The following is a 13,802-nucleotide window of genomic DNA, read 5'->3' as shown; positions in this document are numbered from 1 at the left end:
TCATAGAGGTGCCCTGCGGAAATACGAGCCGCGTCAACCGGCATTCACAAAAAAAGCGGCGGACCAGAGACCCGCCGCTTCGATTGAATGCTTGCCGACGCTTACTTCGAGATAAGGCAACTGCCGCCTGCGGCACGGTACTTTTCGCAGATAGCCGCGGCTTCGTCCTTGGAGCCTGCAGGGATACGAACGCGGTAGAACGTGCCCTTCCCCGCAATCTCGGCCTTGCGAATCTCGTAGCTGCGGCCGCTAAGCACGCTTGCAAACTTCTTCGAAAGGCTGGCGTAGGACTTCTTCGCCTCTTCCTCGGAAGGAAGCGATGCAATCTGGACGCCGTAGCCACCAGCGGCCGTAGCAGGTTGAGCCTGGGTTGCAGCCGGCAAAACAGCGGCAACCTCCTTCGGCTTCTGTGCTGCAGGTGCTGCGGGCGCCTCGGTAGTTGCCTTCACCGCTTCAGTCCCAGCCGGACGCGCTGCGGGAGCCGGCGCAGTGTCGCTCACCGTGGAACTCTTCACCGCGCGGACCGGCGGGTCGACGTTCGCCGGAGTGGCGGCCGCCGCCTTGGCCAGCGCATTTTCCGAGGGAGCCTGCGCGGCTGTCGGCTTGGTTTCTTCAACCGGGGTCGAACGAATGTCGGCGGAGGCGACCTGCCCCGATTCCGGGAAATTCGCAGCAGTGCCGCCAGCTGGCTTTGAGCCAGCGGTGATCTTCTGCGTCTGAACGGGAGTAGCCTTCGGCAGCGTCGGGGCCGCTTCCGGAGCCGGCTCGTCGCGGGCAACCAATGTACCGTCCGGCCGGACGATCATGGTGCGGACCTTGCGGGCGGAAACCGACGGAGCCTGGTTTGCATTGTCAGCTTCGTCGACAGCGGCCGTATCCTGGCTTGGCAGCAGGCGCGGATCCTGGGTGTCACCAACCGGTGTCGCCATTGGTGGCGTTGCGATGTCGCTGTCGTTGTCCTCAGGTAGCGTCTCCGGCGTCAGCGTGCGCTGAACGACGTCGACCGGCTGCTCGTCGCTCGACACCAGTGCCTTCTGCTTCGGCGCTTCGGCCGCAGCACCGCCAACGCTGTCGTAAACAGCCTTGTCCTGGTTCGGCACGGTCTTGCCGCCCGGATTTTCCGGTACGACCTTAACCGGGTCCTTGTCTGCTGTGATCACGCGGGGCTCGCCGGAGGCAATACCAAGGCCTCCATCACGGGCTAGGAACGTGTAGCCTGCATAGGCGACGCCGCCGAACACGACGATCGCTGCAGCGGCAGCCAGCATCCGTTTCATCGAGCGTGCACGGCTCATATCCTCGGCTTCACCTGCCGACTGTATTTGCACCTGGGAAACGTTCTCGCGGCGGTGGACCGGCTCGTTGACGCTCCGTCGGAAGTCTTCTTCAAGGGCGCGTTCGAACTCGTCCAAGCTCTGCAACGGAGCCTGCTTGGCGACAGGCACGGCTGGCGCAGCGGTCGGCGCGACAGAGATCGGCGCACGGGTCCGCCATTCCTCGACGACTGGCTTCGCAGGCGTTTCGGCCGGCTGGGCGGGGGCGAGAAGGTTGGCGATCTCGGCGTCGACGTCGAAATCGAAGTCCGAGGTGGTCACCACCGGTTCCGGCTGCTCGACGGGCGGCAGCACGGGCACGTGCATTTCCTCGACGGCTTCCGGATGATATTCCGCATCCGAGATCATCGACGGATCAAACGGGAGGTCGTCTCCGGCATCGGCCGAGAATGCGGGCGTGGCGGGTGCCTTCGCGACGAAAACTGCCTCTGCCGGGGCCTGACGGACCGGGGCGGCAGCAACAACCGGAGCGGGTGCCGACTGGAAAGCGGGCACTGGGGCGACCGGCTGCGGTCCAACGGCCTCGACAGGCTGTGTCTGAACCATCGGTGGTTCGGCCGCTTGCGGCTGCACCTTCACTGGCTCAGCAAAGTCAAAATCGGCCAATTCCAGCTCGATACCTTCAAGATCGAGTTCGAAGTCATGGCCGGCGAAAGGATCATCACCTTCCGGTTCAGCCTTGGCCGTGGAGGCGAGCACAGGCGGCTCGACCGGCTTCGGCACCGGAGCCACGACAGGTGCGGCCAGGCGGACCGGCTCCGGCGAGCGCGGCATCTCGGCGACTTCTGCCGCAGGCGTGCTCTGGCGCTCCGGAACGGGGAAATGCGACACGTCGGCGAGGAGTTCATCGATATCGAAGGCAATATCGTCGATCTCAGTCGGCGCGGCTTCCGTCAGCGCAGCATCGGCCTGAACGGCACCATCATCCTTGGCGGCAGCAGCAAGATCGAAGGCGCGGTGATCGATGAGAGGTTCAACGACCGGCGCTTCTGGAAGCACCTCACGCTCATCGTGAACCACCTCGGGCTCTTCGTGCCGATCGATTTCAGCGGGGAAGCCCGCGGCAACAGGCACTTCAAAAGCGGCGACGCCCTCCGACGCAGCAGCAGCCGGTTCGGGCGCAGGAACAGCCACGGGAAGGACCGGGGCAAAAGGCTCATCGCGGCGCGCCGGATGGAAGTTGGCGATCGGCAGCCGGATGCTGGCCGCAGACCACTGCGGAGCCTTGGCAGACGCCACCGGCACGACGGGCGCAGCCGGAGCGGGCGATGCGCCGATCGACATCTCGAGTTCTTCGATCAGATCACGAGCGCCACCGGAGATTGGTTCACCCTCACGGATGGCGCCTGACGCCCAAGCGGCAGCGGTCAAGTTGGAAGCCACTTCCGGCGCCTGAAGAACCTCCGGCTCAATGGCACCTTCGGGGGCAACTTCGGGGGAAACTTCGGGCTCGATGACAAATTCAGGTTCGGCCTCGGCAGCCGGCGCGACACCGGCTTCACCAACGGATGCCTGATAGGCAGTCGGCTGCTCGAATACGGGCTCAGGCAGCTGATCGAAGGACGCTGCGGACTGCGGCTCGTCGTAGCGCTCGAATTCGCGCAGCAACTCATCTTCGAGATTGAATGCTGGTTCCTGTCGGGGTGCGTCTTCAACAGTATTCGCTGCTACCCGCGGTTCAAAGCCAACGATACGGGCAAGTTCCGCCAAAGGGTCATCGTCGGCAAAGAGGTCCGTATTCTTACGCGTGTCATACGCCCGCTGTTTGTCTGCCATACCATCCCACTCGCAACTGCTAAGGTTTATGCCAGAGCATTGTGGGTAAATGGTGACGCTACCGCATCTCATCCGGCGCAGCGGTACCCGCAATGGCAAGTCCCGACTTCAAAACCGACGCAACGGCGTACACCAGCCCTAATCTGGCTATACTCGATTCTCGGTTCTTATCGTTAATAAATCGTAAGTCTACTTGATCCTTGCCTTTATTCCAGTGCGCATGGAAAGAACTTGCGAGGTCATAGAGGTAAAATACGACGCGGTGCGGCTCCTGTGACTGCGCCGCAGACTCGACCAACCGGGGAAATTCTGCGGCCTTCGCAACCAGCTGCAATTCCGCGGGATCCGAGATCCGCGCTGCCGCTTTCGCAAGCTCGGCAGGCGTCACGTCAAGGTCCGCAAACACCTCGTTGGCCTGTCGGAAAACAGACATGCAGCGCGCGTGCGCATACTGCACGTAGAAGACTGGGTTGTCCTTCGATTGCTCCGTTACCTTGGCGAAATCGAAGTCCAACGGCTCCGAACTCTTGCGATATAGCATCATGAAGCGGACCGAATCGCGGCCGACCTCTTCGACGACTTCGCGGAGGGTCACGAAGTCGCCCGAGCGCTTCGACATCTTCACCGGCTCGCCATTACGGAACAGCTTCACGAGCTGGCAAAGGAGGACCGTCAGCTTCGCCTTACCTTCGGAAACACCCCGGGCGACCGCCTCCAGGCGCTTGACGTAGCCGCCGTGGTCGGCGCCGAGAACATAGATCATCTCGTTGAAGCCACGGTCGAATTTGTTCTTGAAGTAGGCAACGTCGGCAGCAAAATAGGTGTAGGAGCCGTCCGACTTGATCAGCGGCCGATCCATATCGTCGCCGACTTCCGTTGAGCGGAACAGCGTCTGCTCACGGTCCTCCCAGTCCTCGGGCAACTGGCCCTTCGGTGGCGGCAGCGTCCCCTTATAGACATGCCCATTGAACGTCAGATCGTTGATCGCGGTGCGGATCGCGGCAGCGCCATGGGCGTGCAGCGTGCGCTCAGAGAAAAACACGTCGTGATGCACGTTCAACGCGTCCAGATCATCGCGGATCATCGCCATCATCGCATCGATCGTGCGATCCTTGACGATCGGCATCCACTGATCTTCGGTCATGTTGTGCAGCCTGACGCCGTAGTCACGGGCCAGTGACTGACCGACAGGAATGAGATAGTCGCCCGGATAAAGTCCTGGCGGAATCTCTCCGATCTTCTCACCGAGAGCTTCGCGATAACGCAGGAAGACCGACCGCGCCAGCACGTCGATCTGCGAGCCAGCGTCGTTGATGTAGTACTCCTTGACGACATCGAAGCCAGCAAAGGAAAGCAGGTTGGCGAGCGCGTCGCCGACGACGGCGCCACGGCAATGGCCGACATGCATGGGACCGGTCGGGTTCGCCGACACATACTCGACGTTGACGCGCTTGCCGGCGCCAAGCACCGAGCGGCCGTAGTCCGTGCCAGCCTCGATCATCGAGGCAAGCAGGCGCTGCCAGTAGCCGACGGAAAGCTTGATGTTGATGAAGCCGGGGCCAGCCACCGAGACGTCCGCGACGTCGGCGTCTTCCTTCAACTTCGCCGTAATGATCTCTGCCAGAGCGCGCGGATTGGTGCCGAGCGGCTTTGCCAGCACCATCGCTGCGTTTGTCGCAACATCACCGTGGCTCGGGTCGCGCGGCGGCTCGATCGCGATGCGGCCGAAATCCACCTCGGATCGCTTCTCCTTGACCAGATCGATCTGTTCAAGGGCGGTTTTAATCCTGGCGTCGAAATCGGTAAAAAGGTTCATCGCACTCTTCCATGCATAGGCTCTGCCACAAGGCATTTGTCCGGTCTTGGCCGGGCGACCGCTGCCTATCGCAAATCCGGAGTGTGGTCAAACAATCGCCTGTGGGCGCTGATGGCGTAGGTGTCGGTCATCCCCGCCAGATAGTCGCCGACATGGCGCGCCCTCGCGGCTTCGGCAAGGCCGGCGATGTGATCCACCCAATAGTGGCTCTGCATCTCCTTCGGATTGGCCATATAGGCCCCGAAGAGATCGGTCACGATCTGCGCTGCGCCGGCGCGGATGCGCATGATTTCCGGATGCCGGTAGATGCGTTTGAAAAGCATCGCCTTGATCTGCCGGTCGGTTTCAAACATGTCGTCGGAAAATGTCGCAATCACGCGATTGGCCTGGCGAATATCCGTTGCGTTCTTCGGCTCGATCTCCGCAAGGCCCTGTTGCGCGACGGAAATGACGTCCTCGACCATACGGGTGATCTGGCGCCGCATGATCTCGTGGGTAAAGCGGCTGGACTCGAGGTTCGGGTAGCGTTCCCGCACCTCCGCCATCAGACCAGCCAGAAACGGAATCTCCTCCAACATGTCGAAGGTCAGATAGCCGGAGCGAAGCCCATCGTCGATGTCGTGCGTGTTATAGGCGATATCATCTGCGATCGCGGCGACCTGCGCCTCGAGGCTTGCATAGGTATCCAGTTCCAAGTCGTGGATCTCGCAATAGTCCAGGATCGGCTGCGGAACCGGCCCACGCGTGCCAGCACCCGCCTTGGTCAGGAGTGGGCCGTTGTGCTTGACGAGCCCTTCCAGGCTTTCCCACGTCAGATTGATGCCATCGAAATCGGCATAGCGGCGCTCCAGCTTGGTTACAATGCGCAGCGACTGGGCGTTGTGATCGAAGCCTCCGTATGGCAGCAGCATTTCGTGCAGCGCATCCTCGCCCGTATGGCCGAAGGGCGTGTGGCCGAAATCATGGACGAGCGCCACACCTTCGGCGAGGTCCTCGTCCAGCTTCAGTGCCCTGGCAAGCGCGCGGGCCACCTGCGCAACCTCGATCGTGTGCGTCAACCGGGTGCGATAGTGGTCGCCATCCTGAGCGATAAACACCTGCGTCTTGTGCTTCAGCCGGCGAAATGCTGTCGTGTGGACAATGCGGTCGCGGTCGCGCTGAAAATCGGAACGGGTGGGGCTAAGCTCTTCGGGATAGAGCCTCCCGCGCGTCGCCCAGGGATCGGCCGCATAAACCGCCCTGTCGCTGTTGCCATACCCCAAAGCATGCCTGTCGATCGTCATTCGTCACCGTTACCCGATATGCAGCCGCCCATTGACGCCGCCTTGCGCTCTTCATACCTATAGAGAGCATAAACGGCAAAGAGCCGCTTTCGCTGCCACTTTAGCCAAACATGCGCTTTCGTGGTATGAAGCGTAAGTAGCTTTGAAATCAGTCGCTTGAAACCAGCGGCGAACAGTTATTCTCTCCGGTTCTTGACCCCGGCAGGAGCAAACATGACGGACGCAAGTGTAACCCTTTCCGATGCCGCGGCAAAACGAATCGCGGCGATCGTCGGCACCGAACCCGGGAAGAGCGCGTTGCGTGTTTCCGTGGAAGGCGGCGGCTGTTCGGGCTTTTCCTACAAGTTCGACCTTGCCGATGGCGCGCAGGACGACGATACCGTCGTCGAAAAGAACGACGCCAAGGTGCTAATCGACAGCCTCTCCCTGGTCTATATGGCGGGATCCGAGATCGATTTCGTCGACAGCCTGCTCGGACAGTCCTTCCAGATCAAGAATCCGAACGCGGTTGCAAGCTGCGGCTGCGGCACAAGCTTCTCGATCTGATCCTTCTTTAGGTATCCACATTGAACCGGCCGAAGAATCCCTTGCGGCCGGTTTATAGTCTTGTCCGCGCTCGACGGAGCGCGATACAAGAGACCGACGAAGCGGAACAGGACACCCCATGAAGATCGCGACCTGGAACATTAACGGCGTCAAGGCGCGCATCGATAACCTGACGCAATGGCTGAAGGACTCGGATCCCGATATCGTCTGCCTGCAGGAGATCAAGACGATCGACGAGGGTTTTCCCAGGCTCGAAATCGAAGCGATGGGCTATCATGTCGAGACGCACGGCCAGAAAGGCTTCAACGGTGTCGCGATCCTTTCGAAAACCAAGCCCGACGAGGTGAGCCGCGGGCTGCCAGGCGACCCGCTTGACGAGCAGGCCCGCTTCCTGGAAGCCGTCTTTTCGCTTCGCGGCAATCGCGTCGCGCGCGTCTGCTGCCTCTACCTGCCAAACGGCAATCCGGTCGAGACCGAGAAATATACCTACAAGCTCGCATGGATGGAGCGGCTGCGCACATTCGCGGCCGAGCGCTTGGCTTACGAGGAAATCCTGATCCTTGCCGGCGACTACAACGTCATCCCGGAGCCGCACGACTGCTTCGATCCAAAGGTCTGGGAGAACGACGCGTTGTTCCTGCCGCAGACCCGCCAGGCATTCCGTCGACTTGAAGGCCTTGGATTGACCGATGCCGTGCGCGCGACGACGGATGCCGTTCAACTCTACTCGTTCTGGGATTATCAGGCGGGCGCTTGGCAGAAGAACAACGGCATTCGCATTGACCATCTGATGCTTTCGCCCGAGGCTGCAGACCGCATGACATCATCGGCAATTGAGAAGCATGTCCGTGCCTGGGAGAAGCCGTCGGACCACGTGCCTGTCGTTGCGTATTTCGATTTCGCAGCCTGAGCCTAAGGCGCGTCGCGATCCATCGGATTGCTTGTCGCTGGCTCCTAATTTTCGGGAGGCATTCTCTAGTCGGCGCCGTTGACGGCGATCTTGTGGGAAAGTGCCACGGCCGAGCGGCGGTCGCTTTCGGTCGCGACGGAGAAGGCCTGCTCCTGCAGGGACTCCATCCAGCCACAGTCCTTCGGCTTGCAGCGATCGAGAGCGGCCGTCATCAGCGCGAGCCCGTTGGCCGCCTGCCCCTCCTGGAAGAGGATATTGCCGAAGACGGCCATGGCACCTGGATGGCCGCTCTTGCGAGCCTGGTTGAGCCACTTCTTTGCCTGCTGCGTGCTGGTGCTGCCGCCTTCGCCCGCTAGCATCATCTGTGCGAGCTGGAACTGCGCCTCGGGCACACCGAAGGTGGAAGCAGCCTGGAAATAAAGCTGACGCGCCTGGTTGAGATCGGTCTTAACGGGGCTGCCGGGAATACCGCGCTTGTAATAGTTGGCAAGCGACAGCAGCGCGTTGACGAAGAAGCCAGTGTCTTCAGAGCCGGGCTCCACCCCCTGCTGGGCAATTTCGCTATAGATCTTGAAGGCTTCGAAGTCATCCTGCGCGACGCCATCGCCATCGGCATACATGTTCGCAAGCGCCCAGCGCGAGCCCGTATGGCCCTTCTCGGCGGCATATTTATAAGCCTCGACCGCTTCTTCTTTCTGACCGTTCTTATAAGCCTTGAAGCCGAACTTGAAGAGATCGAAGGGACCGGACTCCTTCGAAACGCCTGACTTGATGTCGAATGCGCTCGCAGGCGATGCAATTGCCGCGCAACAGGCAATCGAAAGCCCCATGAGCGTTAGTCTGAAAGGTCTGAACTCGGACGTCAGCATTTCACTCGGTTTCTTTCGCTTCCACCCGTGCGGACTTTCGATCCGCGGATGCATTCCTCCCGGCGAGCGATCCCGCGGTGGGCTCAAAGGCCCGCTTGCCCGCGTCGCATCTAGCCTTTCGCCCTCCCGCGAGAGCCTCAATTCCCAGCGCATCGACACTCTCCGCCCGCTGTCCGGCGCGGCTCGCCCGCGATGCCATCTGCCTCACTCCCGCGGCCCGGCAATGCGCCTTTCTGCCGTCAAAGAAAAGGTAATCACCAATTGTGACCAAACCTGTGTCGATGTTACCGGAAGCCGATTCCGATAATGCCGATCGGTTTGAAAACGAGAAGAAAGAAAGGTTCGGAAGCGCAACGTCAGAGCGAAGTTCTGAGGCGGAATCGCCTTGCGGGAAAAGGAAAATGGCGTCGGCAGCGGCATCTTCGCCGTAGGCTTCACCCATCCTGACCGTACCCGTTACGAACTCGCTCATCGTACTCTTTTACGCGCACCCTACGCCTGTCATTCCCTCGCCCGCCTATAGCGCTGCGCCTAGTTTGTGGCGGGAAATGGACAATTTCACCGTGAGATCATCTTACTCAAATGCTGGTAAAAAACTGTTGCTGAATCGTCACAAAATGAGACGTGGAAACGGCATGCTTAACGACCCGTACATAAAGAAAAGCCCGGCAATTCTGCCGGGCTTTTCTGACGCTTGTCTTTGGGGTTTAGAATTTGACCTTGATGCTGGTGGAAACGGCCGCCACGAGATCGTTGCCGAAGTCGTATGAGACGTCATTTCCGTATGTGACGCCATCTTCCACCAGCACACCAGATGAACCACTCGTCAGGATGCCGAGAGCACCGGCAACGCGCCATTCGATGTTGTCGGTGGGGTTGTAGGCAGCACCGAGCCCAACGGTCCAAGTATCGGTCTGTGCGCCGTAGCCGTGGCTGGTGCCGCGATCCCAGGTCAGACTGACGGCGCCCGTCCACTCTTCGTTGAACTTGTGACCGACGCCACCCGTAATGGTCCAGCCATCCCGATAGAGCAAATCAAGAGACGTCAATTTGGTCGGGCTGCTCGACGTGCAGGCCGCCCTGCCCTTCGTTGAGACGGGGCAGAGCGGAATCGACTGGAGAACACTCCAGTTGGTCCACTTCACGGAACCAAACGCCAGCCAATCGGGTGCGATACCGCTTTGAACCTTTAGCTCCAGTGAGTCTGGCGCCTCGGCTTCACCGAAGACACTGGTCACACGTCCGCCAAATCCGGGGACAACCGGAACCTGCGTAAGATCCACAGTGCCGCTCAAGCTGTCATACTTTACACGGCTGTTATAGACCAAGCTGGCACGCACCGCGTACTCTGGAATTTCATAGCCCAGCCCGGCGCGCCATCCCCAGCCATTGTCCTCAAGATCCAGGCGACCGACGCCTGTCCCGGTGCCCATTGCTATAGGCAACGTGCTTACCAGACGCTCCTTGAAGCCTTCCACTTCCTGATAGAAGGCGCCGCCAATCAAACGAAGTTGGCCGGGACCGACGTCAAACTTGTAGGAGCAGGTGGTGGCGTAGTTGTGCGTCTCGATTTTTGTTTCAATATTATTGTTGGCGCCGGCCCAGTTGATGCCCGGGTTCGTATGCGCGCCAAACGGCTCGGAGTAGTCGAACAGGCAGTCCCCATCCTCGTATCCAGCCTTGAAGCCGACATACGGGATCGCATAGTTCGCCGTGTCATCCGCGGAGTGCGACCTGTTGTTGAGGTTGCCGCCACCCGTCAATACTGACGTATTCGTGTCCCTCACATTCTTCAGCTCGCGCTGCGGCATGACGTAGATCACGGCCGCTTGCGCTGAAAAACGCGACTGATCGAAGAGCAGATCGATATTGTACCCGCTGCGATCAAGGCCACCCGCGAAGGACGGCTGAGCCAGCGTTGAAAATAGGGCAAGCGGCAGAACGCCTGCCGAAATCATACGAGATGCCAATGTGTCTCCCCCACTCAGGCAATTGCGATGGCGGGACTGTGCAGGCGATGCCGATAAATGGCAACTTTGTGATCGGGCGTGATTGGAAACTGGGCTAACGGATGTTTTACGTAAAAAATTGACGGGCACGTCAATATTTCGGCAATTTAGAACAAAATTCTATGGATGGTAAAATTACCCATACCGCTGAGGTCGACCATTCCACATTAGCTGCCTCCTGTAACAGGGAAACAACACTCATGTTTTTCGCTAGCGGCCACAAGAAAACGTGTGGAATCAAGGTGGGGCTCAGGAATATCGGTAAATCCGGACGCCAAATCCGGAGATCCACGTCGACGTTCAGCAAAAGGCGCCCGATTCGACATCGGGCGCCTTGAAATTTCATGCTACTAAGCGTTGATTTTACGCAGCCCCGGATACACGCGACAGTGCAACCCGCAAGCTAGCGATCTGGCCTTGCAGTTCCTCCAGGCGATCACGCTCGGCGGCGACGACTTCAGGATTGGCGTTGGCGACGAACTTCTCGTTCGAGAGTTTGCCGTTAATGCGCGCGATCTCACCATCGGCCTTGGCGATCGCCTTCTCGAGGCGCGCTTTCTCCGCAGCAAGGTCGATCAGCGTGCCAAGCGGAAGGCAGACAGTCGCTTCGGAGACGACGATCTGCGCCGCCCCCTTCGGCGCCTCTCCGGCAAGCGAGATGAAGTCGACGCGCGCAAGGCGCTTGATGGCTGCATCATGGCGAGCAAGGCGCTCACGCGTCAGGCTATTCGCACCGACAACGACCAGCGGCGCGACCGCAGATGGTGGCACGTTCATTTCGGCGCGAACCGAGCGGATGCCCGAAACGAGATCGATCAGCCAATTGATTTCGTCTGCTGCGGCGTCGTCGGCATAGGACGGCGCCGGCCATTCGGCATGGCAGACCAGCGTGTCGCGCTCGAGGCCCTCGCCTGCAGTGTGCGCCCACAGCTCTTCCGTCATGAATGGCATGAAGGGATGCAGGAGCTTGTAGATCTCTTCGAGGATGTAGGCGGCGCAAGCCTGCGCTTCCTTCTTGGCGCCCTCATCCGCGCCGTTGAAGACCGGTTTCAGCAGTTCGAGATACCAGTCGCAGACCTGGTTCCAGACGAAGCGGTAGAGAGCGCCTGCAGCATCGTTGAAGCGGTAAGACTCCAGAGCTTCCGTTACGTCACGTTCCGTACGGGCAAGTTCCGTGAGAATCCAGCGGTTGATCGTCAACTCGGCGGCTTCGGGCACGAAATGCGGATCGCTCTTGGCGCCGTTCATCTCGGCAAAGCGCGTCGCATTCCAGAGCTTGGTGCCGAAATTGCGGTAGCCGGCGATGCGGGCCGGATCGAGCTTCACGTCGCGACCCTGGGCTGCCATGATCGCCAACGTGAAGCGCAGTGCGTCGGCGCCGTACTCGTCGATCAGTTCCAGGGGATCGATGACATTGCCCTTGGACTTCGACATCTTCTGGCCATTCTTGTCACGAACCAGCGCGTGAACATAGACCGTGTGGAACGGCTCGACCGGAACGCCGTCGTCATCCTCCATGAAGTGCAGGCCCATCATCATCATGCGGGCGACCCAGAAGAAGATGATGTCGAAGCCGGTGACGAGAACGTTGGTCGGGTAGTAGCGTTCCAGTTCCGGCGTCTTGTCGGGCCAACCGAGCGTCGAGAACGGCCAGAGCGCAGACGAGAACCAGGTGTCGAGAACATCCTCGTCGCGCGTCAGGATTTCGCCCGGCTTGAAGTTCTCAAGCAGGTCTTCGACATAGGCCTTCATCGGGCCTTCGTGGGAGAGATAGTGCTGGATCGCCGCCTGCAGGGCTTCTTCTTCCGTCTTCTCGACGAAGACCTGACCATCCGGACCGTACCAGGCCGGGATCTGATGGCCCCACCAGAGCTGGCGCGAGACGCACCAGGGCTGGATGTTTTCCATCCACTCGTAATAGGTCTTGTCCCAGCTGCGCGGAACGAGCTTGGTACGGCCTTCGCGAACCGACGCGATCGCCGGTGCTGCGAGCGTCTTGGCGTCGACGTACCATTGCTCCGTCAGGCGCGGCTCGATCGGAACACCGCCACGGTCGCCATGCGGAACCATGTGCTTGTGTGGTTCGACCTTGTCGAGCAGACCACCCTCTTCAAAGATGCGCACGATGATCTTGCGGGCCTCGAAACGATCCTTGCCTTCGAGTTCGTCCCAGGCGCCGTGCAGCGCTGCCGCATCAGGAATGCCTTCCAGGAAATCCTCATTGTCCTTGATCGTGATCCGCGCATCGGCCGTGAGTACATTGACGACGCGCAATCCGGTGCGCTTGCCAACGTCGAAGTCGTTAAAATCATGCGCCGGCGTCATCTTGACAGCCCCGGTGCCGGCCGTCGGATCCGGATAGTCGTCAGTGACGATCGGAATGCGGCGGCCGACGATCGGAAGGATCACATGCTTGCCGACCAGCGGCTTGTAGCGCTCATCCTTCGGATTGACGGCAACGCCGGTGTCACCGAGCATCGTCTCCGGGCGAGTGGTGGCGACAACGATGTAGTCGCGCGTTTCCCACTCCGTCGGCTTACCGTCTTCGTCGAAGGCAACGGGATGCTGATAAGTAACGCCGGGCTCTAGCGGATAGCGGAAATACCAGAGGTTTCCGTTGACCTCGTGCTGCTCGACCTCGATGTCGGAGATCGCCGTCAGAAGCTTTGGATCCCAGTTGACGAGGCGCTTGTCGCGATAGATTAGCCCTTCCTTGTAAAGCGTTACAAAGACTTCAAGAACGGCAGCGGAGAGCCCGTCGTCCATCGTAAAACGCTCGCGCGACCAGTCGCAGGAGGCACCAAGGCGCTTCAGCTGGTTGAAGATGAGGCCGCCCGATTCCGCTTTCCATTCCCAGACCTTCTCGATGAAGGCTTCGCGCCCCATGTCGCGGCGACCCGGCAGCTGCTGTTCCATCAGCTTGCGCTCGACAACCATCTGGGTGGCGATGCCGGCATGGTCCATGCCGGGCTGCCACAGCACATCCTTGCCACGCATGCGCTCGAAGCGGACCATGACGTCCTGCAGCGTGTTGTTCAGGGCGTGCCCCATATGCAGCGAGCCGGTCACGTTCGGCGGCGGGATCACGATGGTGAAGGTCTCGGCGCCCGGCTTGGCATTGGCGCCCGCGCGGAAGGCGTCCGCCTCATCCCATTTTGCAGCGATTTTCGGTTCAACGGCAGCGGAATCGTAGGTCTTGTCGAGCATTTGGGGACCAAAATCTGGAGGTTCTTAGATGCGGGTTGTAAATAGGATGGCT

General features: G+C 60.2%; 8 protein-coding genes. 2 read left to right on the top strand and 6 right to left on the bottom strand.

Annotated elements, in window-relative coordinates; translation table 11 throughout:
• Positions 1-101: 101 nt before the first annotated feature.
• The 3 genes from ACSQ9D_RS06480 to ACSQ9D_RS06470 all read right to left on the bottom strand — a co-directional run bounded on the left by ACSQ9D_RS06480 (position 102) and on the right by ACSQ9D_RS06470 (position 6,209).
• Positions 102-3,110, bottom strand: coding sequence for an SPOR domain-containing protein (locus tag ACSQ9D_RS06480; protein ID WP_436281574.1), 3,009 nt, complete (start codon positions 3,108-3,110; stop codon positions 102-104).
• Between the two features lie 58 nt (positions 3,111-3,168).
• Entirely contained in the window at positions 3,169-4,926 is a 1,758-nt protein-coding gene (gene argS, locus ACSQ9D_RS06475) for an arginine--tRNA ligase (RefSeq protein WP_436281573.1), read from the bottom strand.
• A gap of 65 nt (positions 4,927-4,991) precedes the next feature.
• A complete protein-coding gene (locus tag ACSQ9D_RS06470) occupies positions 4,992-6,209 on the bottom strand; it encodes a deoxyguanosinetriphosphate triphosphohydrolase (protein WP_037117681.1) in 1,218 nt (405 codons plus the stop codon).
• A gap of 213 nt (positions 6,210-6,422) precedes the next feature.
• On the opposite strand from ACSQ9D_RS06470, the gene erpA reads away from it, so the two are divergent.
• Complete coding sequence (erpA, locus tag ACSQ9D_RS06465) at positions 6,423-6,755, top strand: iron-sulfur cluster insertion protein ErpA (protein ID WP_037117680.1); 333 nt, start codon at positions 6,423-6,425, stop codon at positions 6,753-6,755.
• A 118-nt stretch (positions 6,756-6,873) separates the two neighbouring features.
• On the top strand, positions 6,874-7,665 hold the full coding sequence (gene xth / locus ACSQ9D_RS06460) for an exodeoxyribonuclease III (protein WP_436281572.1): 792 nt from the start codon (positions 6,874-6,876) through the stop codon (positions 7,663-7,665).
• 65 nt (positions 7,666-7,730) lie between these two features.
• Here the strand turns inward: xth and exoR are convergent, their stop codons facing one another.
• The 3 genes from exoR to ACSQ9D_RS06445 all read right to left on the bottom strand — a co-directional run bounded on the left by exoR (position 7,731) and on the right by ACSQ9D_RS06445 (position 13,750).
• On the bottom strand, positions 7,731-8,534 hold the full coding sequence (gene exoR, locus ACSQ9D_RS06455) for an exopolysaccharide production regulator ExoR (RefSeq protein WP_436281571.1): 804 nt from the start codon (positions 8,532-8,534) through the stop codon (positions 7,731-7,733).
• A 707-nt stretch (positions 8,535-9,241) separates the two neighbouring features.
• Entirely contained in the window at positions 9,242-10,504 is a 1,263-nt protein-coding gene (locus ACSQ9D_RS06450) for an OmpP1/FadL family transporter (RefSeq protein ID WP_436281570.1), read from the bottom strand.
• Between the two features lie 402 nt (positions 10,505-10,906).
• Complete coding sequence (locus ACSQ9D_RS06445) at positions 10,907-13,750, bottom strand: valine--tRNA ligase (RefSeq protein WP_436281569.1); 2,844 nt, start codon at positions 13,748-13,750, stop codon at positions 10,907-10,909.
• Positions 13,751-13,802: the final 52 nt, after the last annotated feature.

Origin of the sequence: Rhizobium sp. LjRoot258 (assembly GCF_964254185.1) — a bacterium.
In the GTDB taxonomy this organism is placed as follows: Bacteria; Pseudomonadota; Alphaproteobacteria; order Rhizobiales; family Rhizobiaceae; genus Rhizobium.
Note: the sequence above shows the minus strand (reverse complement) of the source record. Positions and strands in the feature narration are given on the sequence as shown.

Coding starts and splice junctions, on each gene's coding strand:
- xth (WP_436281572.1), top strand. CDS start 6,874: ATGAAGATCGCGACCTGGAACATTAACGGCGTCAAGGCGCGCATCGAT.
- argS (WP_436281573.1), bottom strand. CDS start 4,926: ATGAACCTTTTTACCGATTTCGACGCCAGGATTAAAACCGCCCTTGAA.
- erpA (WP_037117680.1), top strand. CDS start 6,423: ATGACGGACGCAAGTGTAACCCTTTCCGATGCCGCGGCAAAACGAATC.
- exoR (WP_436281571.1), bottom strand. CDS start 8,534: ATGCTGACGTCCGAGTTCAGACCTTTCAGACTAACGCTCATGGGGCTT.
- ACSQ9D_RS06470 (WP_037117681.1), bottom strand. CDS start 6,209: ATGACGATCGACAGGCATGCTTTGGGGTATGGCAACAGCGACAGGGCG.
- ACSQ9D_RS06445 (WP_436281569.1), bottom strand. CDS start 13,750: ATGCTCGACAAGACCTACGATTCCGCTGCCGTTGAACCGAAAATCGCT.
- ACSQ9D_RS06480 (WP_436281574.1), bottom strand. CDS start 3,110: ATGGCAGACAAACAGCGGGCGTATGACACGCGTAAGAATACGGACCTC.